28 protein-coding genes are annotated in these 26083 nt (G+C 44.0%); 18 read left to right on the forward strand and 10 right to left on the reverse strand.

All coding sequences use genetic code 11. The features are described 5' to 3' along the window. Positions 1-88: 88 nt before the first annotated feature. From folP to AAHK14_RS11760, 3 genes are read right to left on the reverse strand one after another with little or no spacing between them, the layout of a single operon-like run. Complete coding sequence (gene folP, locus AAHK14_RS11750) at positions 89-955, reverse strand: dihydropteroate synthase (RefSeq protein WP_065255622.1); 867 nt, start codon at positions 953-955, stop codon at positions 89-91. Positions 956-968: 13 nt separating this feature from the next. After that, complete coding sequence (locus AAHK14_RS11755) at positions 969-1370, reverse strand: type II toxin-antitoxin system VapC family toxin (RefSeq protein WP_065255623.1); 402 nt, start codon at positions 1368-1370, stop codon at positions 969-971. Further along, a complete protein-coding gene (locus AAHK14_RS11760) occupies positions 1370-1621 on the reverse strand; it encodes a type II toxin-antitoxin system prevent-host-death family antitoxin (RefSeq protein ID WP_062499013.1) in 252 nt (83 codons plus the stop codon). The genes AAHK14_RS11755 and AAHK14_RS11760 overlap by 1 nt, the downstream gene beginning before the upstream one ends. A 152-nt stretch (positions 1622-1773) precedes the next feature. Here AAHK14_RS11760 and hflX point away from each other — a divergent pair, with 152 nt between their 5' ends. Continuing rightward, positions 1774-3159 (forward strand): ribosome rescue GTPase HflX, encoded by a 1386-nt coding sequence (hflX, locus tag AAHK14_RS11765; protein WP_065255624.1) that lies wholly within the window; start codon positions 1774-1776, stop codon positions 3157-3159. Positions 3160-3201: 42 nt separating this feature from the next. Continuing rightward, positions 3202-3576 carry a hypothetical protein gene (locus tag AAHK14_RS11770; RefSeq protein ID WP_065255625.1) on the forward strand — a complete coding sequence of 125 codons (375 nt, stop codon included), beginning with the start codon at positions 3202-3204 and terminating at the stop codon, positions 3574-3576. Between the two features lie 154 nt (positions 3577-3730). Here AAHK14_RS11770 and AAHK14_RS11775 read toward each other — a convergent pair whose 3' ends face one another. After that, positions 3731-4300 (reverse strand): hypothetical protein, encoded by a 570-nt coding sequence (locus AAHK14_RS11775; protein WP_065255626.1) that lies wholly within the window; start codon positions 4298-4300, stop codon positions 3731-3733. Positions 4301-4429: 129 nt separating this feature from the next. Next, positions 4430-8644 carry an ATP-dependent RNA helicase HrpA gene (gene hrpA, locus AAHK14_RS11780; protein ID WP_065255627.1) on the reverse strand — a complete coding sequence of 1405 codons (4215 nt, stop codon included), beginning with the start codon at positions 8642-8644 and terminating at the stop codon, positions 4430-4432. Positions 8645-8832: 188 nt separating this feature from the next. Here hrpA and tolQ point away from each other — a divergent pair, with 188 nt between their 5' ends. The 6 genes from tolQ (at position 8833) to AAHK14_RS11810 (ending at position 13315) form a co-directional block, all read left to right on the forward strand. Continuing rightward, positions 8833-9522, forward strand: coding sequence for a protein TolQ (gene tolQ, locus AAHK14_RS11785; protein ID WP_065255640.1), 690 nt, complete (start codon positions 8833-8835; stop codon positions 9520-9522). Positions 9523-9530: 8 nt separating this feature from the next. Then, positions 9531-9998 (forward strand): protein TolR, encoded by a 468-nt coding sequence (gene tolR, locus AAHK14_RS11790; protein ID WP_083108354.1) that lies wholly within the window; start codon positions 9531-9533, stop codon positions 9996-9998. A 17-nt stretch (positions 9999-10015) separates the two neighbouring features. Beyond that, positions 10016-10960 carry a hypothetical protein gene (locus AAHK14_RS11795; RefSeq protein ID WP_065255628.1) on the forward strand — a complete coding sequence of 315 codons (945 nt, stop codon included), beginning with the start codon at positions 10016-10018 and terminating at the stop codon, positions 10958-10960. Between the two features lie 47 nt (positions 10961-11007). Next, entirely contained in the window at positions 11008-12318 is a 1311-nt protein-coding gene (locus AAHK14_RS11800) for a PD40 domain-containing protein (protein WP_065255629.1), read from the forward strand. A 247-nt stretch (positions 12319-12565) separates the two neighbouring features. Beyond that, entirely contained in the window at positions 12566-12919 is a 354-nt protein-coding gene (locus tag AAHK14_RS11805) for a hypothetical protein (protein ID WP_062501681.1), read from the forward strand. A gap of 36 nt (positions 12920-12955) precedes the next feature. Continuing rightward, a complete protein-coding gene (locus AAHK14_RS11810; protein WP_346818203.1) occupies positions 12956-13315 on the forward strand; it encodes a hypothetical protein in 360 nt (119 codons plus the stop codon). Positions 13316-13369: 54 nt separating this feature from the next. Here the strand turns inward: AAHK14_RS11810 and AAHK14_RS11815 are convergent, their stop codons facing one another. After that, entirely contained in the window at positions 13370-13492 is a 123-nt protein-coding gene (locus AAHK14_RS11815) for a hypothetical protein (protein ID WP_255518641.1), read from the reverse strand. A 257-nt stretch (positions 13493-13749) separates the two neighbouring features. Here AAHK14_RS11815 and AAHK14_RS11820 point away from each other — a divergent pair, with 257 nt between their 5' ends. From AAHK14_RS11820 to AAHK14_RS11840, 5 genes are all read left to right on the forward strand, one after another. Then, complete coding sequence (locus AAHK14_RS11820) at positions 13750-13962, forward strand: hypothetical protein (protein WP_156065051.1); 213 nt, start codon at positions 13750-13752, stop codon at positions 13960-13962. Between the two features lie 252 nt (positions 13963-14214). Next, a complete protein-coding gene (locus tag AAHK14_RS11825; protein WP_065255641.1) occupies positions 14215-15135 on the forward strand; it encodes a transaldolase in 921 nt (306 codons plus the stop codon). A 110-nt stretch (positions 15136-15245) separates the two neighbouring features. Then, positions 15246-15410: a rubredoxin gene (locus AAHK14_RS11830; RefSeq protein WP_029102102.1), complete on the forward strand. Its 165-nt coding sequence runs from the start codon at positions 15246-15248 to the stop codon at positions 15408-15410. 6 nt (positions 15411-15416) lie between these two features. Continuing rightward, the gene (locus AAHK14_RS11835; protein WP_065255632.1) at positions 15417-16421 is read left to right on the forward strand and encodes an alpha/beta hydrolase; all 1005 of its coding nucleotides are present in this window, start codon (positions 15417-15419) and stop codon (positions 16419-16421) included. Positions 16422-16478: 57 nt separating this feature from the next. Continuing rightward, the gene (locus AAHK14_RS11840; protein WP_065255633.1) at positions 16479-17081 is read left to right on the forward strand and encodes a fumarylacetoacetate hydrolase family protein; all 603 of its coding nucleotides are present in this window, start codon (positions 16479-16481) and stop codon (positions 17079-17081) included. Positions 17082-17112: 31 nt separating this feature from the next. On the opposite strand, the gene AAHK14_RS11845 is transcribed toward AAHK14_RS11840, so the two are convergent. Beyond that, positions 17113-18324, reverse strand: coding sequence for an NADH:flavin oxidoreductase/NADH oxidase family protein (locus AAHK14_RS11845; RefSeq protein ID WP_065255634.1), 1212 nt, complete (start codon positions 18322-18324; stop codon positions 17113-17115). A 143-nt stretch (positions 18325-18467) separates the two neighbouring features. On the opposite strand from AAHK14_RS11845, the gene AAHK14_RS11850 reads away from it, so the two are divergent. Together AAHK14_RS11850 and AAHK14_RS11855 are read left to right on the forward strand one after the other, a co-directional pair. After that, positions 18468-19376, forward strand: a complete 909-nt coding sequence (locus AAHK14_RS11850) for an ATP-binding protein (RefSeq protein WP_065255635.1) — start codon at positions 18468-18470, stop codon at positions 19374-19376. Continuing rightward, positions 19373-20356 (forward strand): hypothetical protein, encoded by a 984-nt coding sequence (locus AAHK14_RS11855; protein ID WP_065255636.1) that lies wholly within the window; start codon positions 19373-19375, stop codon positions 20354-20356. The genes AAHK14_RS11850 and AAHK14_RS11855 overlap by 4 nt, the downstream gene beginning before the upstream one ends. A 1-nt stretch (position 20357) precedes the next feature. Here AAHK14_RS11855 and AAHK14_RS11860 read toward each other — a convergent pair whose 3' ends face one another. Then, on the reverse strand, positions 20358-20708 hold the full coding sequence (locus AAHK14_RS11860; protein WP_227514670.1) for a metalloregulator ArsR/SmtB family transcription factor: 351 nt from the start codon (positions 20706-20708) through the stop codon (positions 20358-20360). Positions 20709-20826: 118 nt separating this feature from the next. Between AAHK14_RS11860 and AAHK14_RS11865 the strand changes: the two genes are divergently transcribed. Further along, positions 20827-21420: a glutathione S-transferase N-terminal domain-containing protein gene (locus tag AAHK14_RS11865; RefSeq protein WP_065255637.1), complete on the forward strand. Its 594-nt coding sequence runs from the start codon at positions 20827-20829 to the stop codon at positions 21418-21420. 202 nt (positions 21421-21622) lie between these two features. On the opposite strand, the gene AAHK14_RS11870 is transcribed toward AAHK14_RS11865, so the two are convergent. Beyond that, a complete protein-coding gene (locus tag AAHK14_RS11870; RefSeq protein WP_083108321.1) occupies positions 21623-22651 on the reverse strand; it encodes an IS110 family transposase in 1029 nt (342 codons plus the stop codon). Positions 22652-22855: 204 nt separating this feature from the next. After that, a complete protein-coding gene (locus AAHK14_RS11875; RefSeq protein ID WP_065256517.1) occupies positions 22856-23794 on the reverse strand; it encodes a nitronate monooxygenase in 939 nt (312 codons plus the stop codon). Between the two features lie 226 nt (positions 23795-24020). Here AAHK14_RS11875 and AAHK14_RS11880 point away from each other — a divergent pair, with 226 nt between their 5' ends. Then, entirely contained in the window at positions 24021-25235 is a 1215-nt protein-coding gene (locus AAHK14_RS11880) for an ATP-binding protein (protein WP_065256518.1), read from the forward strand. Next, positions 25232-26083: a LysR family transcriptional regulator gene (locus AAHK14_RS11885; protein WP_065256519.1), complete on the forward strand. Its 852-nt coding sequence runs from the start codon at positions 25232-25234 to the stop codon at positions 26081-26083. Before AAHK14_RS11880 ends, AAHK14_RS11885 begins: the two co-directional genes overlap by 4 nt.

Raw genomic sequence — 26083 nt, forward strand, 5'->3', positions numbered from 1 at the left:
GGCTATCCCTTGATAGCACTTACTAACGAACACGACTAGGACAAAAATAAGGCGGTATTTTACCTTATATCAGCCCACTTTGCAAGGGTTATTTTAGCATTTGCCACATCTTTATCGCCTGTGCCATGTGAGCGACATCATGCACCCGTACAATGCTCGCCCCCTTTTGAATGGCAAATAGGTGAGCAACCGTGCCTATCACATCTCTGTCGGTTGGGGCGTGGTCTTGGGCAGGGACAAATGTACTTAAAATCTCGCCTAAAAAGCGTTTGCGAGACACACCAAACAGCATGGGCAAGCCAAAATGAGCAATGATAGTATCCAAATGTTGCATCAGCGTGATATGATGAGCGTGATTTTTGGCAAAGCCCATACCCACATCTATCACGATGTTTTCACGTCTGACCCCTGCATTTAGGGCGTTTTGAATGTCTCTATCCAGCTCGCTTATGACTTCACGCACCACATCATCATAATTGGCAAGGCTGTTCATCGTCTGGGTCATCGTATCAGGCTCGCCCCGTGAGTGCATGATAACCACAGGGCAATCAAGGCGAGCGACCACATCGCACACCCCGTCTCGGCGAAGTCCACGCACGTCATTGACCATGTCCGCCCCTGCACGAACGCCTTGTTCCATGACAGCAGGACTACTCGTGTCAAGTGATAGCCACACATCTTTGCCAAACTCCGCTCGCAACGCCTCTACCACAGGGATAACCCTATCAAGCTCGGTATCAGTTGCCACACTTGGGGCGTTGGGGCGGGTGGACTCTCCGCCAATGTCAATAATATCCACGCCCCAGCGTATCATCTCATCAGCATGGCGTAAGGCGGTGTCTATGCTGTTAAAACGTCCGCCGTCTGAGAATGAATCAGGCGTTACGTTTAGCACGCCCATGATTTTTGGGGTGGATAGGGATAGGGTTTTGTTGTTAAAAAATAGGGTGTTCATGTTTAAATTAAGATTACAAACTTTGGGTATTTAAAATAAAAGATTTGTCATATTGCAAAATGGCGTTATCTGCCGTTAAAAGTTTTAAATTTTCAAGTTCGGCTTGGACAATCAGCAAACGGTCAAAAGGGTCTTTGTGGATTTTGGGTAAATTACCAATTTCAAACAAATGTGAAAATTCAATTTCCAAACAATCAAATCCCAATCTCAATAACTCTTGGGTAATTTGTTTGGGATTATAATCAAAATCAGGCTTACCCAAACTGTATTTAATGCTAATTTCCCAAATGCTTGCTTTACTAAAATATAGGCGGTTATTTTCATCAAGCAAAATCCTTTGGCAATTATCCGACATTTTTTCACAATTTGCAGTCAAAAACCACAACAAAACGTGTGTATCTAATAAATAACTCATCATTCACCTGCAAACATATCCGCAATTTCATCAGCAAAAGCGTTATCAAAATTATCAGGAATGCTAATTTTGCCTTTTAATGTTCCCATTTGACGTTTGGCTTTTGTGTGTGTAATTGGCACAATCATCACTTTTGGCGTGCCTGCTTTGGCAATGGTAATCGGCTTGCCTGTATTTGCCACTTCATCAATGAGACGTGATAAATGAGTTTTTGCATAATGAATATTAAAATGCTCGGCGGTGGTTTGCATGATTTTCCCCAAATAAAAAGCCAAACTTAGTTTATAAGTTTAGCTAATTTTATAAAACTTGTCAAAATAAAACAACACGCCACGTCCAACCCTTGAAATTCAAAACAAATACCGCTACTATAATGGCATTTATCCCATTTTAAGGACTTTTCTTGCAACATTTTGACCGAGCAGACGGCACAGAAAACGCCATTTTGGTACACCTTGACATTCGTGAGATGATTGACCCTGATGATTTAGAAGAGTTTCGCCTGCTGGTGCATTCGGCAGGGGCAAACGAGCTTGACATCATCACAGGCACACGGAGTAAACCGCACGCCAAATACTTTGTCGGCACAGGCAAAGCCGAAGAAATCGCCCAAAAAGTTACTGAGACTAATGCCGATATTGTGCTTTTTAATCATAAACTTACGCCCAGCCAAGAACGCAATTTAGAAAAAATCTTGCAATGCAGGGTCGTTGATCGCATGGGGCTGATTTTGGATATTTTTGCCAAGCGAGCAAGGACTTATGAAGGAAAATTGCAGGTAGAATTGGCACAGCTCACCCATTTGTCATCAAGGCTTGTGCGTGGCTATGCTCATCTTGGTCAGCAAAAAGGCGGTATCGGACTACGGGGGCCGGGCGAAACCCAGCTTGAAACCGACAGACGATTGCTCCAAGTTCGTGTCAATCAACTAAAAGCCAAACTTGCCAAAGTCAAACAAACCCGCTTACAAGGACGTGCCAAACGACAAAAATCGGACACGCCTACCATTTCGCTTGTCGGCTACACCAACGCTGGAAAATCCACGCTCTTTAACCGCCTTGCCAATGACAACGTCTACGCCGCCAACCAACTGTTCGCCACGCTAGACCCCACACTTCGCCGTGTCAAATGGACAGGCGTGGGTAATGTGGTGCTTGCTGATACGGTAGGCTTTGTGCGTCATCTGCCCCATGAGCTTGTGGAGAGCTTTCATGCCACGCTACAAGAGACCCTAGAAGCCGACCTACTTTTGCACGTCATTGACAGCAGTAGCCCCGACATGCACGAACAGATTGATGCGGTCAATGCGGTACTAGATGAGATTGGAGCAACAGCTCCTGTGCTGTTGGTGTATAATAAGATTGACCGTACCGATGAGATGCCAACCATTCACTACAAAGAGCTAGGCGTGCCACACCGTGTCTATGTGTCCGCTCGTGAAAACTTAGGCATGGACAAACTCGCCCAAGCCGTGCAAGAGCTACTGGTGGGCGGACTGTCCGACTTTACGCTCACCCTACCCTATCACGCAGGGCAATTTAAAAATACCTTGCATGAGCTTGGGGTCATCACCCATAGCGAATTTGACGATACAGGGCATGAGATACTCACCGTTCGCCTTGCCAAAGCCAAATTAAAAGAATTGCTTGGCAGGTATCATCTGAATGCCTTTGACGTATTACCGCCACACGAGGCGAGCCAATTTGTGCCAGAATTGGAAGAGTTTGAAAAGGTGGCGATTAAGGTAAATGATGATAAAGATGAGGATTTAGACCCGTTTTGTTTGTAAATAAAAATACTCCAATCATGTAAGCCAAAATCACAAAGTAAAATGAATAAATTTTCCCCAATTATCATCGTAGAATATGTATTTTTATTGCTATTATTTTTTATGATAATGGGTGATTGGGAATGGGATAGATTTTATCAATTTATAAAATCATCAAATGTTGATATAATTTTTGGTCTGATTATTGGATTTTTATTTATCATTTTTAGTAATTTTTTAAATGATAAAATCATTGATTGTTTAAAAAAACGTTGGAATATCAAAACATCATACTCCATTAAATTTTTATTAAAAATTTCTATCCTATGGTTAATTTGCAAAATATATGCTTATTGTGCGTGGCTTATTATGGTAACATCATTTTTAAAAAGACGGTTTGTAGCCACTTGCGACACGCTAACAAATGATGATAAGTAGTAATGTGCATCGCCCAATGACAAACTTTTTTTTAAAAAAATCAATACTTTAAAATAAGTTAAAAACAAAAACCAATCCCATTTTAATAAAAACCTACAAATTTCAACACAAAAGGGCAAGTTTAAACCCGCCCTTAAAGTCTTAAAATCAATCATCAATAAAAATCATGTCTTTTAACAAGCCAATTGCCATTGCCATATTCATCGAGCATTTCCACATGCCTAGTAACTGTTTCGCCTGAAACATCGGACGAATACACCACTTTAAATTTCAAAGAATTTTTGGCAGGTTGAGACCAAGAACCGATATTTTGCACTGTCATACATTGGCTTTTTGGGTGGTAGGTGGTGGATGTCATGGCAGAGACCATGAAAGTGGAACTTGCTTGCGGAGACTGCAATGCTCCCGCTTCAAGCTCGATAGATGTCGCACAACCCCCAAGGAGCAACACCTGAGCAATGTTTGGACTTGCTTTGGCAATCACGCTATCCAAAGCGGTATTGGTGGGTTGATTGACCGCATTGACAATCTTTTGCATTTGTGCGTCCGTGGCATTGGCAAAATGACTGGTGGTGGCTTGGGTGCTTGGGGCAGTCGTCCCTGTGGCAACGCTCAACACTTTGTTTACACCACCTAACGCATTATTTACTTTATCTAAAAAATTGGCGTGTGCGGTGGTGGCGGTAAAAGCCATTACTGTGGCAAACAAAACGGTGTGTTTCATCTTTTTAAATCCTCTTTAAATCAAAACAGACGTTCTTATTTTAAAGCAACACTTATCCAAAAGCAAGCATATCATTCCTATTGGAATAACGACCCACTCCACACCCCCCCCCCACAACTCGCCAGCAACCTACCTAGTCATCACACTCGCCCACACCTTATCGAGTCGTTTTGCCGAGACAGGCACTGCCGTTTTCATGGGTTGGGCGAACAGTTGTATGCGGTATTCTTCCACGAGCCAACGATATTCGGCAATCTTGGGGTCATGCACACGGTTTGCCAGTCGCTCCATATGCTCATCAAGCAGATACACCGCATCGGTGTCGCCGTCTAGGTTGTTTGGCAGTCTGTCAAGGCGGATTTTTAGGGCATTAAGATAGCGTGGATAGGCTTGCCACACCGCAAAATCGGTGCGATAAATAAAGTCATGAAGCGACAAATCATCAAGCTGGTCTTCAATGTCGTCAATGCTCTCGCCAAAAATCTCACGGTCAAGCATGAGCAGTTGCCCACGCACGCTTTGCCATGTGGTATAAATCTCTTTTAGCACCTTTAACATCTCTTGCCCCACCGTCAAAAACTGCCCGCTTATCACGTCTTTGACCGCCCCAAACTCGCCTGCATTTAGGGGCAATTTGTCAAGCAAATCCCCCATACGCTCATCACGCACAAAGCCTGCCACCTTTTCACGCACATGGCTATCAAAGGGCTTGGCGTATTTATCAAAAGTCGCTTGCAATGTTGCGTCCACCAGCACGCTTTTTAATTTTTCCAAATCGCCAAGCGGAGCAAATGCCATTTTAAAGGCTTTATCAATTTGCGACGTGAGCTGTTTTTGTTTTGCCCCAAGCGTCATCTTGACAAGCGATAGCACGCCTTTTTTGTGCATGGCTAACGCCCCTGCCAAGTCGCCAAACTCCACCACCGCCACCTTGCCCGTCTCATCAGGACTTAGGGCAAAAAAGGCTTGCGTTACCATGCCCTTATGATGACGGGTTTTGATGAATTCAAAATGCTCAGGGAAAGTGTCATGAATGCCTTCGGACACGGTCTGCACTTGGGCGTGCGTGCGGTACTTGGCTTGCAATTTTTCCAAATCTCGCCCTTTTTCAATCACTCGCCCCTTGTCGTCAAGCACGCAAATCAAGGGTTGCAGATATTTATCAATCTCATGAATCTTAAAATCGTCCGCCCCTACTTTTACGCCCATTCTAAGCAGGTTATGACAAAGTTGGTCAAGCAGTCCCACACCATTGCCCTGCGTGAGTTTATCCATAAGGGCGTGGGCGGTGTCAGGAATGGGGACGATTTTTCGGCGAATGTCTTTTGGCAAGGTTTTTAATAACCCCGATACAAGCTCAAACCGCCACCCTGCCACGCCCCACAATAAATCCACGCTGTCAAGCTGAGACAACGCCCCTGCCCCCACTTTCACGCTCACACCGTCATCGTCCGAGCTTGGGTCAAAGACATAGGACAAGGGGAATTTGACCGCCCCCACTTGCCAAAATTTGGGAAATTCTTGTCCGACATTGACGACATCATTCACGACATCTTCATCTTTGAATTTTAAAAAGTCATCATCGCCCATTTTGCCAAGCCAATCTTCAAACGCCTTAGCGGACGCAATGTGGGGCGGAATTTTGTCATCATAAAACTCATACAGTCGCTCTTCGTCCACGAGTAAATCTCGCCGTCTTAGCTTGTCTTCGGTGTCGCCCACGTCTTTGATTTTTTGGCGGTTGTGCGTCAAAAACGGCAAGGCTTTGGGGTATCGCTCGTCCGCTTGACTGTCCTGCACGTCCCCCACCAGAGCATCACGGATAAATATCTCACGGCTAGCTGGCAGGTCAATGGTTTCATAATTAACCAATTGTTTGTGAACAATAATCAGCCCAAACAAGCTAATTTGAGCATAGGCTTGCACTCGCCCTGCTTTTTTTGACCAATGCGGTTCAAAATAATGATATTTTAAAAGATTTTTGCCTGCCGACAGTATCCATTCAGGTTCAATCTTGGCAAGTGTACGCATATACACTTGTGAAGTTTCCACCACTTCAAAGGCAAGCACCCAATCCACGCCCTTTTTATGCAAGGTACTGGCAGGAAAAATGCGTGCCTTTTGGTTTTTGGTCATCAGATACTCGCCCACCGTGTCGGTTTTGTGAGCGACAAAGGACAACAGAGCAGTCAATAACGCCCGATGAATGCTGGTATAATCTTCGCTAAACTGCGGTTTGGTTTTGCCTTGTTCTTTTAGGCTTGCCAAAATCGCACTGTTGCCCACCTTGGCTTTTTTACCGCCTTTTAAGCCAATGCGACCTTTTGGGGTGTCTTTTTTATCATCAGCTTTTTTATCATTGGCTTTATTGTCAAGATTATCATTGTTATTATCGGCAATCTGATAACCCAAATCCGCCACCATTTGGGCAAGCTGTTCATGCGTTTTTTGCCATTCTTTGATACGGGGAAAGGACAAATAATGCTTTTTGGCAAAATTCTTGCGTCCGTTGCCCGTGAGCTTATCGCCCCCGTGCATTTCATGGGTGCTAAACAGTACGTTAAACAGTTCTACATAAAACAAAAAGTCCGAATTATCACGGCGGAACAAGGCGTGCTTTTGGTCAGCTTGCGACTGCTTGTCGGCAGGTCGCTCACGCACATCTTGCACAGCAAGGGCGGAGACGATGACAAGCATTTTGTCAAGGCAGGCAAATTCATGCCCTGCGATGAGCATACGGGCAAGGCGTGGGTCTATCGGCATACGAGCCATTTTTTTGCCAATGTCGGTGAGAGCGGAGTGTTTTTGTTTGCTCGTTTGTCCTTTTAGGGCTTTTTTAAAGGCGGTTTTGGTTGGCACATCGGACAACGCCCCAAGCTCGTGCAAGAGCTTGCGACCGTCATTGACAAGGCGTAAATCAGGCGGTGTGATAAAGTCAAAATCCGCCACATCGCCTAAGCCCAAATGCTCCATTTGCAAAATCACGCTTGCCAAATTGGTACGCAAAATCTCAGGCTCGGTAAAAGGCGGACGACTGTCAAAATCTTCTTTTGAGTACAAGCGTATGCACACACCGTCCCCAATCCGTCCGCACCGCCCTTGGCGTTGGTTCGCCGCCGCTTGGCTAATCGCTTCAATGGGGAGTCTTTGAATGCGTGAGCGGTAATTATAACGGCTCACCCGAGCAAAGCCCAAATCTATCACATAGCGGATATTCGGCACGGTAAGAGCGGTCTCGGCAACGTTGGTTGAGATGATGATTCTGCGACCGCCTGTGGGGTTAAAAATTCGCTGTTGTTCGGCAAAACTTTGGCGAGCAAACAGGGGCAAAATCTGGGTATGGGGCGGTGCGTGAGCGGTCAAAATCTCCTGTATCTCACGAATCTCAGCTTCGGTACTGGCAAAGATGAGAATGTCTGACTGCGTGGGGTGTCCTTTGGTGCGTGCGTCTTCAAAACACTCGGCAACGGCAGACGTTAAGGCTCGGGGCAGTTTGTCTTCCATGTCGTCAAAAGCGTCATCGTCATGGCTTTTGACAATCTCATCAATGAGCGGACGGTAGCGGGTCTCCACAGGATAGCTTCGCCCTTGTACATTGATAATCGGCACATCGCCTTTGACCGCACTTTTAAAATACTCGGCAAAGCGGGCGGTGTCTAGGGTTGCTGACGTGATGATGACCTTTAAATCAGGGCGTTTTGGCAGTAGACGTTTTAGATAGCCCAAAATAAAGTCAATATTTAGACTACGCTCGTGGGCTTCGTCAATGATAATGGTGTCATAGCGTGTCAAAAATTTATCCGAACCCAGCTCGGCAAGCAAAATACCGTCCGTCATGAGCTTGATAAGGCTATCACGACTGCCCTGCTCGGTAAATCGCACCTTAAAACTCACCGTCTGCCCCAAGCTCTCGCCAAGCTCGTCTGCAATCCGCATGGCGACACTTCTCGCCGCCAAACGGCGTGGCTGAGTGTGTCCGATTTGCCCTGTCATGCCACGCCCTGCTAACATGGCAAGTTTGGGGAGCTGAGTGGTTTTGCCTGAGCCTGTCTCGCCTGCCACGATGATGACTTGATTGTCTTGTATCGCACGGATAATCTCGTCCGCTCGGGCGGTAACGGGCAAATCGGCGTTTAGCCTATCTTTTAAATCAGACGGCACGCTGTCCATGCGAGCTTGTACCGCTTGGGTAGAACGCTCTATGATAGTATCAAGCTGGGCTTGTTTTTTGGCTTTAATGTCGGCAGGGAAATTGCCACGCAATTCACGTTCTAAGCGATGAGCGATGTGGCGGTCTTTGGCGAGAAGTTGGGGGGTGTTGGGATTTTGGGTTGTATTTGGCATGAGTTTTGGCATTGTTGTGTTATCATCAATGATTCTAAAAATCAGATAAATGGGGCTTATGCAAGGATTTACAAGCCGTGCCACTGGCATTAAGGATAATTGTCATACCGTTTGTAAACTTAGGCACACTTTTTGGTGTGGTTTTTAAAAAAATCGGCTATAATAAGCCATTTTTGGCAAAATTTTATATGATGAGCGAACTTAACGTTTTAGATTTGATTTTAGAAGCCAGTTTGCTTGTGCAACTGGTCATGGGATTGCTACTGCTCCTATCATTGATTGGTTGGGGGCTGATTTTTCGCCTATCCGCCAAACTCGGCAGTGCCAAACGCTTTGATAGCGATTTTGAAGCGTGGCTATGGTCAGGCAACACCCTTGCCAAACAGTATAGCTCAGTCGCCAATGAGCCTGAACGCACCGGCTTAGAGCAGGTATTTTTTGTCGGTTATGGCGAATTTTTAAAAGCCCAAAAATCAGGGGCAGTGCGAGCCGACACCCTAGACAGTGTTGAGCGTAAATTTAAAGTCGCCATTGGCAAACAACAAGCTGTATTAGAGCAGGGCTTGGCAACCTTAGCCAGTATCGCTTCGGTGTCGCCTTACATCGGACTGTTTGGCACGGTGTGGGGGATTATGACCGCTTTTATTGGGCTATCTAGTGCCGAGAGTGTGAGCCTTGCCACAGTCGCCCCTGGTATTGCCGAAGCCTTGATTGCTACCGCCATGGGGTTATTTGCCGCCATTCCTGCCAGTCTTGCCTTTAACCATTTTAGTGCCAAGGCAGGGGCGTTGTATGAGTCTCGGGCGTTGTTTTGTGAAGAGCTGACAGGGGTATTTGCTCATGAATACACCATGGCACAGCGTACTGGTCAGAGTTAGGCGACATCATGAAAAACAGCTACGCACGTGCCAAAAAGCCCCTAAACAGCGAGATGAATGTCGTCCCTTACATTGATGTCATGCTCGTGCTACTCATCATCTTTATGGTAACCGCCCCCATGCTCACCACAGGGGTAGAAGTCAATCTGCCAAGCAAGAAAACCAGTAACATCACCAAAAGTGAGCTAACCCCTGTCATCGTCTCACTCACCAAAGACGGCGAGCTGTTTGTCAGTCATGAGCGAGCCATTGACCAAGCCATTAGTGAGAGTGAGTTGTCCGCCCTGCTTGCCGACATGGCACAGGCAAACATGGGAGACAGTGGCAGTCAGCTCCAAGTACTGATTAATGCCGACAAGGACAACGCCTATGAAGCGGTCATGCACGTCATGGCACTGGTGCAAGGGACAGGTGTTACCAAAGTTGGACTGTTAAGCGGTCGAAGTAGCACAAGCAAGCAATCCACCAAAAAATAAAAAAATAACAACCTATCATGAACCAGCAAACCGCACGCCTAGACTTAGACAACATCGGCACCAAAGAGCCTAATCCCCTACTCTCGCTCGTGGGTAGCGTCGTGGTGCATGGGCTGATTGTGGCAGGGGTGCTGTTTGCCTACACCCAACAAAAACCCTTACCCGAGACCATCTCCTTAGAAGCAAGTCTAGTTACAGGGGACGACCTAGCAGGGGCGGAGTATGCCATTGCCACCGCCTTTGCCGAGCATCAAGCCCAGTCCCAAGCCCAAGCTGACACCCAAAGCACCGACACCACCCAAGAGAGTAATCGCGGTGCTCAGCTAGAAGCCTATTATGATGACCTTGCCGAGCGTGAACGTGCTTACCAAGCTCAAATGGCAGAGTACGCCAAAAGCCTAGATGAAGAGATACTCTCCGAAATAGAAATGCAAAGGCAAGCCATGGAAAACGAGAGACGTGAACGTGAGCAAGCGGTGGCAGAGCTACGAGAACGGGAGCGGAGCAACGATGAGATTGCTCGTGAAAACAGTCAAGCACTCAATGAAGTGCGTGAACGCCAATTACAAGAACTATCAAAACAAAACCAAGTCACCCAAAAAAGCCTAAGCGAAGGCGAACAGCTCATCAAGGACACCCCCACCACCCCCACCGTAGGACGTGGCGGGGCAGTCAGTGGGGGTAGTAGCAGTGGGGGCAGCAGACGAAGCAGTAACCGTAACGAAGTCATCTCTGCCTTACAAAACCATATCCGCTCGCATTGGCGAGCTACTGGTAAAAACCAAACTTTGCAAGTCAAACTCAAAGTGGATGGCAGTGGCAACATGCTAAACGTGCAAGTCTCGGGCGGTGATGAATATTTGCGTGAACAACTCAAAGACACCATTAACCGAGCCAGCCCACTCACACCCATTGTTGGCACCAATTATCGTGACTTGAATTTTAATTTTAAAATCAATTAGAATATATATCCCAAATATCATATTTTAAACATTTTTAAGGATACCCCATGAACATCAAAACCCCCTTATCATACCTAGCCCTAGCTGTCGCCCTAGTCGTGGCAAGCCCTGCTTTTGCAGTGGGTTACGGTTCTTTGAACAGTACAAGTAGCGACAGCGAGCTTAACTTTGACATCGACGTTGATGGTGTACAAAACCCCTATCAAATCGCCTTTATTCCCTTTGCTGGCGACAGCATGGTCAGCAACACCGTCATCAATAACCTAAGCCACACCGAACTAAAAACCACCAGCCAAAACCTACCCCAACGTGCCTACTCATCTGCCGAGATTAGCCAAAACCTATCACATTGGCAAAACACTGGCTTTAACTATGTCGTGGTCGGACACGCCCAAAGTGCCACAGGGGGCAAAATCGCCATCGTCTTTGAAGTCATCGAAGTCGCCACAGGGCGTGTCATGCAAGGCTTGCAGACCCGATACAGCGACAACAACCCCAGTGCCTTACGCCACACCGCCCATGTCGTGAGCGATAAAATTTATGAAATCATCACAGGCGAACCGGGGGACTTTACAGGGCGTATCGCCTATGTCGAAGAGACGGGCGACCCACGCAACAAAACATCCACCCTAAAAGTCATGGATGCTGACGGACAAAACGTCCGCATCCTATTTAGCACGCAGGGTTCTATTTTTAGTCCTGCTTGGTCGCCTGACGGTCAGCGTATCGCCTACTCGGTACAAAAACCCAACGGCTTGCCAGTCATTCATCTGCAAAATGCCAACAGCAGTGGTGGCGGTCAAGTCATTACACCATTTCGTGGCAACAATCTGGGAGCATCATTCTCGCCTGATGGCACGAGCATTCTTTTCTCAGGCAGTCATGAAAATAACGACCCGTCCATCTATGAGCTACACATCGCATCAGGACAACTAAAACGCCTAACCAACATGACGGGGGCGGAGAACTCACCGCAGTATACCCCTGATGGGCGTTCGTTTATCTTTACTGCCGACAACGGCTCACGCACGCCACGCCTATATCGCTACAACATGAACACAGGACAAGCATCAGCCATTGGCGGTGCAGGGGCAATCCCCCGAGTCAGTCCAGACGGCAGTAAAATCGCCTACGTCTCAGGGCGTAGCCTAGTGGTGACAGGTGTCGGCACGATTGACACGACAGGCATTGATGAGTCAGCGAGCTTCTCGCCCAATGGCAATCGTATTGTCTATTCATCCTACAAAGGCGGGCGTGGACAGATGACCATCCGCTCTTTAAAAGCAGGGCAGTCTTTTACCCTACAAACCCAAGGCACCGTGCGTGAACCAACATGGTCACGTGGCGGTATCAACTGATTTGGACTTGGGCGTGTTGAATATTGGTATTTGCAATGAAAAATGAGAAAAATCGCACGTTTTTCAATGAAAAAACGCAGGCTGATAGTCATTCTATCAGACAAGTTTTTATTATGAAAAACAATCCGACCACTTAATTTTAAAAAATTAAGTTAAAATCTTAAAAATTTACTTAATTAAGTGGTCGGATAGCCATTTTTCATGCAAAAATTGGTTGAATTTGTCAAATTTTATAAGAATGTTATCAATGTTCAACACACCCTTATCAATCACCCCAAAAAAACGCACGACTCATCTGCTCGTGCGTTTTGGCTTAGTGCTACTTTGTGGCATGCTCAGTGCCTGCCAACACATCCAGTGGGTGGACAGCCCCCTGCCCGTCACCCTAAACCCGAACCTTAACCCCAACACTCCCGAACACACGCCCAACCTACGACAAAAGCACCTGCCCATCCACCCTTATTATGACAGAGCAATGTGCGATGACATTAGCTTTGCCAAAAATCCTGCCATCAAAAATCGCCTAGCTCCCAAGCCATGCACCCCCAAAGAAGCCAAGCGTTATGAAAAGCCGTTCTTTTTGTTGGAAGATTGGTTTTAGAAGATGGGTTTTGATGTTGGATAAAGGATGAATGTTGTGGCATTGATGGGTTCTGGTTTTATTCGTCATTTTGATAAAATTTTTAAGGTTTATGCTGTCATCTTACTTACCATCGGATTGGTTGCTGAATTTTTTATGTTCGGTTTCTCGGCGACAACCTTTTATTTTGCCATTACTTTTATATACATATTTATCAATATCGGTAAATATAAAAACAACCCAAAACAAAATACAGAGATTTATTGCCTGCTTGCTTTTCTATGCTTGTTCTCTTTTCATGCCTTACAACCAGTTTTTCACAATGTAGAATTTACACATAATAAAGACCGATTATACAAAACAACAGGCATTATCCCCCAACACCACGATAAAGTGTCTTTTGGTCGTAATAATTAGGGCGTGTTGAACATTGATAACATTTTTATAAAATAAGATGAAAGTTTGACAATTTCAATCAATTTTTGCATGAAAAATGGCTAAATCTTGTTTTTCATCGTCAAAAACTTGTCTGATAGAATGACTATCAGCCTGCGTTTTTTCCTTGAAAAACGTGCGATTTTTCTCATTTTTCATTGCAAATACCAAAGTTCAACACGCCCTATAAATATTTTTTAAATTTTAATGGCGTTTATTTATCATGTGGTATCAACATTGGACATAATCCTTGTGATTTGATTTATGATTATCATGGTCAAACAGCCACGATTTATTGGCAACCCATAGGGGAGTATGAGAAATATCATAATTTGGCTTATGAAGTCACGGTAAATGACCAAATAATCTATCAATTTGACAAACAGCTGTCCTATTTTATTAGCGAACAGAAGCTCATGAAACAACAAGCGTATTGGTTTTTGAGTTTTTACATTTTTCCTTTATTATTGCTTTTAATTATTATCATCATAAATAATCGCAAAATAAAAACCCTTAATCAAAACACAGATGACATATCGCCATTACAAGAAGAATTTTTGATGTCACTTGTTGGTATCGTGCCTATTTTTATCCTTGCTCTTTTAGTATGGTATTTCATGAATTTTTAGAACATGTCTATTTTGGTGTTGTTAAATAAAAATAGGAAAATCGCCTGTTTTCAAGGGAAACATCGTTGGATGGTTGTTATTTTACCAGACAAGTTTTTAACATAAAAATTGATTGGGACGTGTTGAATATTGGTATTTGCAATGAAAAATGAGAAAAACCAATCAGCACAAACCCCAACTTTTCCCAACAAACATTTTGCCAAACGCTCACATTTATGGTATGTTAAAGCACTTTTATCATCAAGGATACCCATGAACGCCCTAACCGCTCTCGCCCGACACACCACCATCGTTGCCGACACAGGCGACTTATCCGCCATCGCTCGCTTGCGTCCACAGGATGCCACCACCAACCCCAGCCTAGTCACATCCGCCCTACTCTCAGGCGAGCATGATGAGCTCATCCACCAAATCAAAGGCTTGGGACTGTCTGATGATGACACCATCGACCGTCTCACTGCCGAGCTTGGCAAGCAGATACTATCACACATCGATGGACGGGTCTCCACCGAAGTAGATGCACGCCACTCCTTTGACACCGACAAGACCGTGCAAAATGCCCTAGCATTCATCGAACTCTATGACAAACTGGGCGTGGACACCAGTCGCATTCTCATCAAAATCGCATCCACATGGCAAGGCATTAAGTCCGCCGAAATCCTAGAAAAGCAAGGCATTCACTGCAATCTTACCCTACTCTTTACCAACACCCAGGCCCGTGCGTGTGCCGACGCTGGCGTACAGCTCATCTCGCCATTTGTGGGGCGACTGACCGACTGGCAAAAAGCACATGAAAACCGCCAAAACATTGACATCAATGATGATTTGGGCGTAAACTCAGTCAAGAATATTTATGAGTTTTATAAATCACACGGCTACCCCACCGAAATCATGGGGGCAAGTTTTCGCTCCACCGCCCAAATCCTTGCCCTAGCAGGGTGCGACTTACTCACCATCTCGCCTGCCTTGCTTGATGAACTTGCCAGCATGAATACAGACGTTATCCGCCAATTAAGCCCAAGCGACACCATCCTAGACCGCCCCACACCCCTTGATGAGCAAGGCTTTAAAACATTACAAGACAACACCCCTGTCAATGAACTGCTGTTAAAAGGTATTGACGGCTTTGTCAAGGCTCGGGCGGATTTGCAAAAGCAGTTATTTGAAAAATAATTGAAAAATAACACTAAAAAAATACGATTGATTTTTCAAATCAAAAAAGGCTTTACAAAATGGGCGTATGAGTGTAAACTGTACGCCCATTTATCAATGAAGCTGTCGCCATGAAAAAATATCAATGTATCGTCTGCGGTTGGATTTATGATGAAGCCTTAGGCTGTCCCGAAGAAGGCTTACCCGCTGGCACACGCTGGGAAGACATCCCAAATGACTGGACATGCCCCGACTGTGGCGTGAGCAAAGAAGACTTTGAAATGGTTGAGATTTAATCATTCATGACCCATTTGCCACCGCCCATCGCCCACACACCACCGCCAAGCTGGGATAAGTTCAATCAAGACTGGCGAGCGTCCGACCTGTCGCCCCATTTTTATCAAAGCATGGTTGATGTCGGGCGTGGCATTACGCTGTGTGTCGAAGCAGGGGGCAATCCTGACCATCCGCCTTTACTGTTCATCACAGGCTTTGGCTCGCAAATGCTGTTTTGGTCGGATACTTTTTTAAAAAGATTTATGGATGCCGGGTTTTTTGTCATCCGATTTGACAATCGTGATACCGGTCTTTCCACCAAAATCAAGCACCTAACCAAACTGCCCCACACCAACATCCTAAAAATGATTGCCAAAAACCAAATTGGCTTATCCAACGCCCGTGAAAAAGTCGCCTACACCCTACCCGACATGGCGGACGATGTCGCAGGACTAATCGGTGCGATGAATCTAGGCAAAACACATCTGGTCGGGGCGAGCATGGGCGGTATGATTGCCCAAATCGTCTGTGCCAAATACCCCCATTATGCCGACAGGCTCGCCCTGCTGTTTAGTAGCACCAACCACCCCTTTTTGGTGCCACCCAAACCCAAAGAATTCTCCACCTTTTTTAAAAAAGCCCAAAGCAACAGCGAACGGGACATGCTCCGTCATGCGGTGTGGTTCATGACAGCGGTCGGCTCCCCCGGTCACTTAGACATCAAAGGCACTCGCCACATCGCGTCAATCCGCTACCATCGCTGTCATCATCCGCTTGGCATGGCACAGCAGATGAATGCCATCCTTGCCACAGGCTCGATTTTCCAGTATACTCGTCAAGTGACCGCCCCCACACTCGTCATTCACGGCAACAAAGACGGGCTACTGCACCAAAGCCACGGCAAACACATCGCCAAAATCATCCCAAACAGCCGATTCGTGGCGGTGGACGGCATGGCACACGACCTGCCGGTGTATTATCAGCCGTATTTGGCAAGTTTGATAGTGGGGCATTTGTCATCACAAGCCTAAGCTCCTAGCCCCGTCGGCTACGTTTTACTACTTTTGCCCCACTTTTTGGAATTTATCATGACCACTGTCTTTATCAACAAGCAAGCCTACCCCATCAACACCATTTACTGTGTCGGACGTAGCTATGTGGAACATATCCATGAGCTTAACAACGAAATCCCTGCCGAACCATTGGTGTTTTTAAAGCCCAACAGCAGTATCATAACAGGCGATACGCTCACGTTGCCCGATTTTTCGCAGAATGTCCATCACGAGACCGAACTTGTGCTACTCATCGGCGAAAACAAACAAATCATCGCCTACACGGTGGGGCTTGATTTGACCGCCAGAGACGTACAGAGCATCTGCAAAACCAAGGGCTTGCCGTGGCTCAAAGCCAAAGGCTTTAAAGGGGCGTGCTGGCTTGGGGAATTTAAGCCCTTTATCCAAAAACAGTATCATTTATCCTTAGCCATCAATGGCGAGATTCGCCAAGACGACAGCACCGAAAAGATGATGTATTCGTTTGAGTATTTGGTGGATTATTTGGATAATCTGTACGGCATACAAGCAGGCGACATCATCATGACCGGGTCACCAAAGGGCGTGGGAAAACTAGAACGTGGCGATGGCTTGATGGTAGGGATAGATGATGATAGGTATGAGCTGAGCGTTCAGTAATATTAAATCAGTCCCTATGGACTCATTTTTCCTAACTCCTCCCCGTACTTAGCCCCGCCTTGCCATTCTCCCAAATGGTCTTGGCAAGTACACGCCAAGCCGACAGTTTCGGATTGGGCGATTTGCCTTGTCCGATAAGTGCCATCTGGCTCATATACCAGTCCATTTCTAGCACCGAGCCGATTTTGTCATCAAGCGGTTTAACGCCCGTTTTAATCCGCTCGGTTTGCACCGTTTCATAAGTGCCGTTTTGGATTTGATTGGGCAAATCAGGCACAAGAGCAAAGGGACGAGCCACGCCCACCATGTCCAAATGACCGCTTAACAGTGCATCATTCATCGCCTGCTCGGAGCGAAATCCGCCTGTGATGATAAGTGGCACAGAGCAGACCTTGCGAGCCTTTTCAGCATAGTCCAAGAAAAAGGCTTCACGCTCCTTCGTGCTTGGTTTTGCCGTCAGCATTTGTGGGCTTTCATAATTACCGCCAGAGATTTCAATAAAATCAATGCCCAGCTCAGACAAGGCTTGCACCACGGCAATGCTCTCGCTTTCATCAAATCCGCCCTTTTGAAAATCAGCCGAATTGAGTTTTACCCCCACCAAAAAATCTGCTCCGACATTCGCCCGAATGCCTTTATAAATTTTTAATAAAAAATTCATACGGTTAGCAAGACTTCCGCCCCATTCATCATCACGGCGGTTGTGGTGTGGCGACAAAAATTGGTTGATAAGATAGCCATGAGCCGAATGAATCTGCACGCCATGAAAGCCTGCTTGCTCGGCAAGTTTGGCGGTATTGATAAATGCTTGAATTAACTCGTGAATTTCAGAATTTTGCAACTCTCGTGGCGGATTGATAAAGCCGTCCATGCCGACAAGCGGTACGGCACTTGGAGCGACAGGCGTGGCATTGACCGCTTTGGGCGACTGTTTGCCTGCGTGGTTGATTTGCATGATGATGAGCGTGTCGTTTTGTTTGCCAGCATTTGCCCATTTTTTGAGCATGGGCAAACTGCTCTCATCGTCCGCCACCACGTCATTGACCGAGCCTTTGCCCTGCTTGTTTATCATGACATTGCCCGTAACGAGTACGCCCGCCCCGCCCTTCGCCCAAGTGTCATACAGGCGTACAAGCGTGTCGGTTGGCTTGCTGTCGTGGGCGAGCTGTTCTTCCATTGCCGATTTGAAAAAGCGGTTTTTGGCGGTCGTGCCGTTTGGGAAAGTAAAAGGCTGAAATAGCATAAAAGGTCTCTTTTAAGTTGATATGTTTAAAAACTTAAACCTATTATAAGCGATTTTTTGGGGAAGTCAAGGGGTTGATAGGCTTTATTTTTAGGTGGGTTTTTGTTAAAATATCACACAAAATCAAACTCTCAGAGTACAAAATGAAAATTCAAGAAGTGCAAATTGAAGGTCTATTTGGCAAAAAAGACATACTTTGGAAACTCAATCCCCAAGTAAATGTTTTGGTTGGGGAAAATGGGAGTGGGAAATCTACAATTTTGTCTATCATTAGATGTGTATTATCTAACGATTTAGACTTTTATGATAGATTTCTCAAAAACTACTGTACTCACGGAATGCTAATCTTTGAATATGGGGTAAAAAACATCATTTTTCAGCACAATATTGACTTTGAAAATATAACAAGACTAGAAGCATCTACACCAGAAGAACTATTAGATTTGGCGAGGCAATACATAAAAGAAAAGACTACTTCTATGCAAATTGCAGGAGAAGTTCCAAACCACCCCACAAAAGAAGAAAATCTATATATTGACATTATTGAAGCTAATCTAACAAATTCCAACGCCAACCATATTATCCAAAAAAGCAATCAAGAAACAACCAATGCTTTGGATATGGAGATTCGTGAAACTATTTATGAATTAAATAAAATTCAATCCAAAGAAGTGATTGATAGATTGATTTTAAGTTTAAATGTCTTTTTTAACCAAATTGGTAAAAATGTTATTTATCAGGATAATGAGCTAATTTATACCGATATTCAATTGCAAAAACAACTTAATTATTCTGATTTATCATCAGGTGAACGCCAACTGATTTATATTTTATTGCGTGTGGCATTAAGTAACCAAGACAAAAATAAAACCGCCATTATTTTAATGGACGAACCAGAGATTTCTTTACATGTAAATTGGCAAGCGGATTTTATTAAACAATTAACTTTATTAAATCCAGATGCTCAATTTATCATTGTTACACACAGTCCCGCCATTATTATGAATGGCTGGAATGATGTTTATGTCAATATGGAAGAAATCACACAATGAATGTAACATTTTTTGAAAAATATTCACAAGCCTATAACGAGCTATTAGCAGAGTTTGAAAGTAATGACAAAAGCAAATTAGGCGTGATTTACATTGAAGACATTACCGATAAGCAATTTTGGCAAAAAATAGCGACAAAACATGAAGTTAAATTATATTCTGAAAATGGCACGACCATTACAGGAAAATCAAAATTATTGCAAATTTGTAGTAAAAATCAACTGATAGCAATTGACAGCGATTTTGATTATTTATGCCCCAATCACAGAGATAAAAGTTTATTAATCAATAACAGTCCTTTTGTTTTGCAAACTTACGCACATGGGCGAGAAAATATTGTATTTTCACCTGATTGCCTAGGTCAAATATTAGATGAAAAATTCCAATTATATTTAGACAATCATAACAATGAGATTGTCAATATTTTTCAGCAATTATCCGAAATTTGGTTTGAGCCTTATCAAAAATTTTTATATTTATTTAATCTAAATAAATACGAGCATGATTACTGGGTAGAAAACATTAGATTGAAAGGTAAGGAATGTCAAAACATCACCTTAAACCTTGATTTTTCAGATTATAAAGCTAGAATGTTAGCACTAGATACACAATTAAATCAACAAATTGACAATCAAGATGAATTTAATGATTTTTGTAAAGAACTAACCAAAAAATCTTTTGAAAAATACAACGTTTGGGCATTTATTCGCTGTCATAACTTTAAAGATAATTTTGTTATACCCTTACTAAAAACAATCATTAAGCACAGACAGGATAAAGAACTTGGCGACGTACAGAATAATTATGCACAAAATGAAATCTCTGACAGGAGAAAAGGGGTTACCAATTATTTTAAAGATATTAACAGTATAGAAACGGTGCTACACCATTATTTTTATGATGTCTATTTTAAAAAAGAAAAGCAAAATCATCAGTTTGTCAGCAAGATTATTAGCGACTATGATGCCATTATTAAATGAGTTACACCCCACCACTCGGACAATACACTCTCATCAGCTCCACCAATTCCCCCAGTCGTTCAATTTCATCTTTCATCGCCAAACTGTAAAACCGCTCTTTGCCAATCTGCTCCACGCTAACAGCATTGGCGGACAGCATGATTTTTAGATGATGAGACACCGCAGGGCGAGATAGGTGCAGATTGTCAGTGAGTTGATTGACGTTCATTTTGCCATTATCCAGTAGCAGTTTTAAAATCAAATGGCGGTTTTCGTCCGCCAGCACCGTAAAAATGGGAATGCAGTCTTTCATGACGGACATGGCATGGTCGGGGCTTGGTTTGGGGGTCGGCTTAATATTTGATTGGGTCATGGGTGTTGTTTTTGGTTTAAGAGTTTCAACGCATTATAAAGCGGACTTGGCGATAATTCAATGATTTATTTGCCAAAACCATGCTATACTAAACCCACACCCACAAAAAGGACACCCCATGCAAACCCTATATATCAGCACCACATCGCCTTATACTCGTATGCTTCTTATGATTGCATACACCAAAAACATTGAGCTTGCCCTGCGGTTTGTCGTGCCGTGGGAGAACCCAAGCGAGCTTGTCGCCGTCAATTCATTTAGCCAAGTTCCTGCGTTGGCGTGGCAAAATGGCGATGTCATCACCGAAACCCCGCTCATCATTCAGGCACTCGCCCCCGATGTGTACACGGACAACTCCGCCTACAACCTGCCACGCATTGCCAAGGCGTTAGGCATTACCGCACAAGGCGTGCGAGCCTATTCCACTCAAATTTTTGGCAAAGATACGCCCCACCCTTTTGTGGCACGCTCCACCGATATTTTGACCAGCACTTTGCCTGCCTTGCCTACGCTTTCGGCGGATAGCGATGAATGGGGCGATAAGCTTTTGCTTTGTTCGCTGATTTGGATTGGCATTCGCCTACCCCATGTCTTTGATACGCTAAGCGATGACAATAAAAAAGCGGTGTCGGCATTTAGCCAAACACCACTTATGCAAAAACTCACCACCGAAATGCTAGAAAATATGCCAAAAACGGTGCAGGAGTTGTGATTTAAAAAAATGCAGGGAAAATAGTCGCCCTGCATTTTATTTTTGGGTTTTGGCTCAAAAAGTATGCCACAAGAAAAACCGTTCGTGGTGAGCTTGTCGAACCATGAAAAGGTTTTCTTTCACCCTTCGACAAGCTCAGATACCATGATACCCCACCTAAGTCAATGGTTTTTTAAGTATCTGGTATCTAGTATCTTACAAACTAACTTAAAGATACTTGTTGCTCAAAGGATGTTTGGGTTTTGATAACACCAAAACAGATATGTACCAATTTACGCATACAAGCACATAAGGCTTGCATTTTGGTTTTACCGTTTTGTTGTAATCGTTCATAAAATGCCTTAATGGTGCTATTATAACGAATGGCACTCATTGCAGACATATACAGCTTAGCACGCAAAGAGACTTGCCCTTGTTTGGACAGTTTGGTTGCTCCCTTAAAGACACCTGACTGTCTTTGTTTGGGTATTAAGCCTAAAAACGAAGCCATCTGTGAGGCTTTTTTAAATTGTTTGGTATGTATTAAGCATACCACTTCTTTGGCAATAACAGAACCAATACCGTCAATGGTTTCAAGTAAGGTTTTGTCTTGCTTTAAACTTGGTTGTTTGTCAACAAAGTCATCAATGTCTTTGGTGAGTTTGGCAATTTCCTCTTGAAGGACACTGATGACTGTTTGCATGGATGCTTTAACCAAATCGGGCAGATTGGGTGATAAGAGCAACTCTTGTCGGTTTTGCTCTCGTTGCAAATCTTCTTTGAGTGCTTCTAAGCGAGCCAATAGAGCTTTTAGCTGTTTGGCTTCAATGCTAGGTGCTACCCAAACCTCAGGCTTGTGGCTATAACCATACCTTGATAAAATAATGCTGTCTTTTTTATCAGTTTTATGGATTACCCCCAAACTGTCTGCAAATTTGCGGACATAGTTAGGATTGACAATGCTTTGCTTGATATTATTATCATCAAGAAACTCACTTAGGTGTTCATGATAAACCCCTGTTGCTTCTAGGATGATGTGTAGCTCATCAAGATGATTGCTGACATTGGTTTTTAACCAAGCAAGCAGTAAATCAAAGCCTGCTTTGTTGTTGTTAAAAACCTTGGTTTTTACTTTATTTGTGCTTGGGTTTATAAATGCAACATCAAACTTTGCTTTGCTGATGTCTATGCCAATATAGTGTATCATCTGTCTCTTGCCTTGTTTATGCAGTGTCTGTTTTAATAAACGCACTTAGATACCATTCAGAGTTAAGATGACAAGCAAAGGACACCATCTGAGCACCAGTGTTAAGACACTAAGGGCGAACCCGTGTTCTCTTTGCTTGTATAACCCAACAACATTCTAGCAGATAATCTAGGTTTGGTGTTGGGTTGATACAAGGGCGAACGGAAAACCTAATTTAACATACTTTTTAGACTACCACCCTATTTTGCACTAATTCATCAACTCATCAATCAATTCTTGTACGCTTTTGATACGGTCAATGGCAGAAATCCCATTGCCCACCGACACATAGCCATTGTCAAAATCGCCTTCTAGCATTCCCAAACGCATACCCGTTCCGGCATTCATCACTTTGGCGATGTCGGCTCGGCTCGCTCCACTTTCACTCATTTGAAAGCATTGTTTGGCAAGCTCGGTTGGCAATGAACGGTAATAATACGGCTCGGTGCGGAACAGTAGCAAATCGTTGGCGGTAGAATCCACAATCCACTGTTTGACTTTTTCACTCGCTCGGCATTCTTTGGTGGCGATAAATGCCGTGCCAACCCACACGCCTTCTGCTCCAAGCGTTTGGGCGACTTGCACCGATTTTTTGTCAGCGATACCGCCAGCGAGCATGATTGGCAAATCCACTTTACCGACAAATTCTGCCAACACATTAAAGCTACCAATCTCTTTCATCGGCAAGGTGCCGCCTTCATCAAAGTCCGTCAGTACCAAAATATCCGCCCCAAGTTCTTGGGCTTTTAGGGCGTCCGCTAGGTTGGGGTTGGGCAGACGGCAGATGATTTTGATACCCGCTTGTTTGAATTTGGCATAAATTTGAGGGTCAAGCAAGCCATTATCCAGCACCACAGGCACACGCTCTTCGATGAACAAATCCACCATCAGCGGAATCAAGGCAAAATTATAAGACACGATAAACGGCACGCCAAACGGTTTATCGGTCAAGGCTTTGACTTTACGAATCTCGTTACGCATACGGTCAAGCACTTCTTCGTTGGACGTGGGGTCGGTCGTTTGCCCTGCGTGCGGTGCCAAAAACCCGAGTCCGCCTGCTTCGGCAACGCTTGCCACCAGATGAGCGTCCGTCAGCCAGCTCATCGGGGCTTGAACGATGGGGTGTTTGATGTTTAGGATTTGAGTGATACGGTTTTACATGATTGTTCTCTGTTTGGTAAATGTGAGGGTATTGTAAAGGTTTTAATTTTGGTTGGGAATGGCTGTTTTTGGGAAGTTGGTTTTTATATTTGGAAAGGTGATTTTTTATGCTTTTAATAAGTGCTATTTTTTAGAAAAGTTTTAAGTATGATATAAACTTTTTTAAAATTATGCTATAATTTTTACTATACTTTTAATAAATTGATTAAAAAATATGCAAAACCTTATTTTTCGCAAGCAATATTTGGACAAAATCATGCCCTTTATGGGCAAAAAACTCATCAAGGTCATCACAGGGCAACGCCGTGTTGGCAAAAGTTATCTATTATTTCAGCTTATTGAAAAAATCAAACAATCGGACAGCACTGCCCACATCATTTATATCAATAAAGAAGATTTACAATTTAGCCACATCAAAACCGCCCAAGATTTGGCGGATTTTGTCCTTGCCAATAAAAAAGCAGGGGTCAAAAATCATATTTTTATTGATGAAATTCAAGAGATTACCAATTTTGAACAGGCACTTCGTTCATTATTATTAGATGATGATTTGGATTTGTATTGCACAGGGTCAAATGCCCAATTATTATCAACCGATATTGCAGGCACATTGAGCGGACGGGCAATAGAAATTCAAGTTTATGCCTTGTCTTATTTTGAATTTTTGGAATTCATGCAATTAGACAACAATCCCAAATCTTTGAATTTGTATTTTAAATATGGTGGGTTGCCATTTTTAAAAGAATTGCCTTTGCAAGATGATGTTATTTTTGAATATTTGAAAAACATTTATTCCACCATTGTTGTGCGTGATATTGTTAATCGCTACAACATTCGCAATGGCTTGTTTTTGGAGCAATTAACGCAATTTTTGGCAGATAATATCGGTAATTTGTTTTCTGCCAAAAAAATCAGCGATTTTTTAAAATCACAAAAAATTAATATATCCAACATTCAAGTACAAAACTATGCCGAATATCTAAGTAATGCCTTTTTGATTCATAAAGTAAACCGTTATGATATTGAAGGAAAACGCATTTTTGAAATTGGTGAAAAGTATTATTTTGAAGATTTGGGAATCAGAAATGCCCTGATTGGCTATCGCATTTCTGACCGTGCCAAAATCTTGGAAAATATGGTGTTTCATCATTTAAAAATCGCAGGATTTGACATTAAAATTGGCGGATTAAATAACCAAGAGATTGATTTTGTGGCGGATAAAAATGGCGAACGCATTTATGTGCAAGTGGCTTTGATGATTGATAGCGACAAAACTGCCGAACGAGAATTTGGTAATTTATTAAAGATTGCCGACAATTATCCCAAATATGTGGTAACGCTTGATGAATTTGACGGCAACAGCATAAATGGTATTAAGTGCTTGAATTTTATTGAATTTATTACAGAGATTTTGGGAGAAACCCCATGAACCTAAACGCCCTACGCCTATTTATCAGCGTCTGCCAAGACGGCAGTTTATCCAAAACGTCCGAGCGACTTGGTGTGCCGATTGCCACCATTAGCCGTCAGATTAGCGAGCTTGAAAAATCTTTAAACATTCAATTATTTGACCGCTTTAAATCAGGGGTTAAGCCCACCATGGCAGGGCAACGCCTGTATGAACAAACTCATCTTGCCATGGGTAATCTTGTGAATGCCGAACAGGTGTTGTTTGAAGAACAAGGCAATCTAAAAGGCGTGTTACGCATCTCTGCCGTGCCTGCGTGCGAGCCGATTTTGGCGTGGGTGGGCGAGTTTCAAGCACAGTTTCCCCATATCCAAATCCATTGCACCATGACCGACCGAGTATTGGATATGACCGCAGACGGCATTGACGTGGCGTTTCGCATGGGGGAGTTGCATGGCGAGCAGTTTATCGCCAAAAAAGTGCTGTCCGTCTGCTCAAAATGGGTGGCTCGCCCCGACTTACTTGCCCGATATGGCACACCCCAAACGGTACAAGATTTGGCAAATTTTCCTTTGGCAGGTTGGGCAAGAAATGGTGAGACGGTTTTGTCTTTTAAAATTGACAAACAAACCTACCATTTACCTTATATGTTTGCCAGTAATGAAAGCTCAGCGGTGGAGTTTATGGCGATAAATGGGCGGGCGGTATGTCAGCTTGCCGACTATACGGCAGATAGGCTGATTAGGGATTGTGGGCTAACAGAAGTCTTGCCAAATGTCGTGTTGCCAAGCTATGATGTGTCCATGCTCTACGCTTCCCACCGTTATCCGTCCAGCATTGTGCGGGCGTTTGTGGTTTGTCATGGATAA

The organism is Moraxella sp. K1664 (genome assembly GCF_039693965.1).
Classification (GTDB): Bacteria; Pseudomonadota; Gammaproteobacteria; order Pseudomonadales; family Moraxellaceae; genus Moraxella.

Bases quoted from the DNA above. Each gene is read 5' to 3' on its own strand.
- AAHK14_RS11835 (WP_065255632.1), top strand. From the start codon at position 15,417: ATGACCCATTTGCCACCGCCCATCGCCCACACACCACCGCCAAGCTGG.
- AAHK14_RS11885 (WP_065256519.1), top strand. From the start codon at position 25,232: ATGAACCTAAACGCCCTACGCCTATTTATCAGCGTCTGCCAAGACGGC.
- AAHK14_RS11795 (WP_065255628.1), top strand. From the start codon at position 10,016: ATGAACCAGCAAACCGCACGCCTAGACTTAGACAACATCGGCACCAAA.
- AAHK14_RS11820 (WP_156065051.1), top strand. From the start codon at position 13,750: ATGAAACAACAAGCGTATTGGTTTTTGAGTTTTTACATTTTTCCTTTA.
- folP (WP_065255622.1), bottom strand. From the start codon at position 955: ATGAACACCCTATTTTTTAACAACAAAACCCTATCCCTATCCACCCCA.
- AAHK14_RS11775 (WP_065255626.1), bottom strand. From the start codon at position 4,300: ATGAAACACACCGTTTTGTTTGCCACAGTAATGGCTTTTACCGCCACC.
- AAHK14_RS11805 (WP_062501681.1), top strand. From the start codon at position 12,566: ATGTTCAACACACCCTTATCAATCACCCCAAAAAAACGCACGACTCAT.
- AAHK14_RS11830 (WP_029102102.1), top strand. From the start codon at position 15,246: ATGAAAAAATATCAATGTATCGTCTGCGGTTGGATTTATGATGAAGCC.
- AAHK14_RS11840 (WP_065255633.1), top strand. From the start codon at position 16,479: ATGACCACTGTCTTTATCAACAAGCAAGCCTACCCCATCAACACCATT.
- AAHK14_RS11760 (WP_062499013.1), bottom strand. From the start codon at position 1,621: ATGCAAACCACCGCCGAGCATTTTAATATTCATTATGCAAAAACTCAT.
- AAHK14_RS11825 (WP_065255641.1), top strand. From the start codon at position 14,215: ATGAACGCCCTAACCGCTCTCGCCCGACACACCACCATCGTTGCCGAC.
- AAHK14_RS11800 (WP_065255629.1), top strand. From the start codon at position 11,008: ATGAACATCAAAACCCCCTTATCATACCTAGCCCTAGCTGTCGCCCTA.
- AAHK14_RS11855 (WP_065255636.1), top strand. From the start codon at position 19,373: ATGAATGTAACATTTTTTGAAAAATATTCACAAGCCTATAACGAGCTA.
- AAHK14_RS11845 (WP_065255634.1), bottom strand. From the start codon at position 18,324: ATGCTATTTCAGCCTTTTACTTTCCCAAACGGCACGACCGCCAAAAAC.
- AAHK14_RS11770 (WP_065255625.1), top strand. From the start codon at position 3,202: ATGAATAAATTTTCCCCAATTATCATCGTAGAATATGTATTTTTATTG.
- AAHK14_RS11815 (WP_255518641.1), bottom strand. From the start codon at position 13,492: ATGAAAAATGAGAAAAATCGCACGTTTTTCAAGGAAAAAACGCAGGCT.
- AAHK14_RS11880 (WP_065256518.1), top strand. From the start codon at position 24,021: ATGCAAAACCTTATTTTTCGCAAGCAATATTTGGACAAAATCATGCCC.
- AAHK14_RS11860 (WP_227514670.1), bottom strand. From the start codon at position 20,708: ATGACCCAATCAAATATTAAGCCGACCCCCAAACCAAGCCCCGACCAT.
- tolR (WP_083108354.1), top strand. From the start codon at position 9,531: ATGAAAAACAGCTACGCACGTGCCAAAAAGCCCCTAAACAGCGAGATG.
- AAHK14_RS11865 (WP_065255637.1), top strand. From the start codon at position 20,827: ATGCAAACCCTATATATCAGCACCACATCGCCTTATACTCGTATGCTT.
- AAHK14_RS11755 (WP_065255623.1), bottom strand. From the start codon at position 1,370: ATGAGTTATTTATTAGATACACACGTTTTGTTGTGGTTTTTGACTGCA.
- AAHK14_RS11850 (WP_065255635.1), top strand. From the start codon at position 18,468: ATGAAAATTCAAGAAGTGCAAATTGAAGGTCTATTTGGCAAAAAAGAC.
- tolQ (WP_065255640.1), top strand. From the start codon at position 8,833: ATGATGAGCGAACTTAACGTTTTAGATTTGATTTTAGAAGCCAGTTTG.
- hrpA (WP_065255627.1), bottom strand. From the start codon at position 8,644: ATGCCAAATACAACCCAAAATCCCAACACCCCCCAACTTCTCGCCAAA.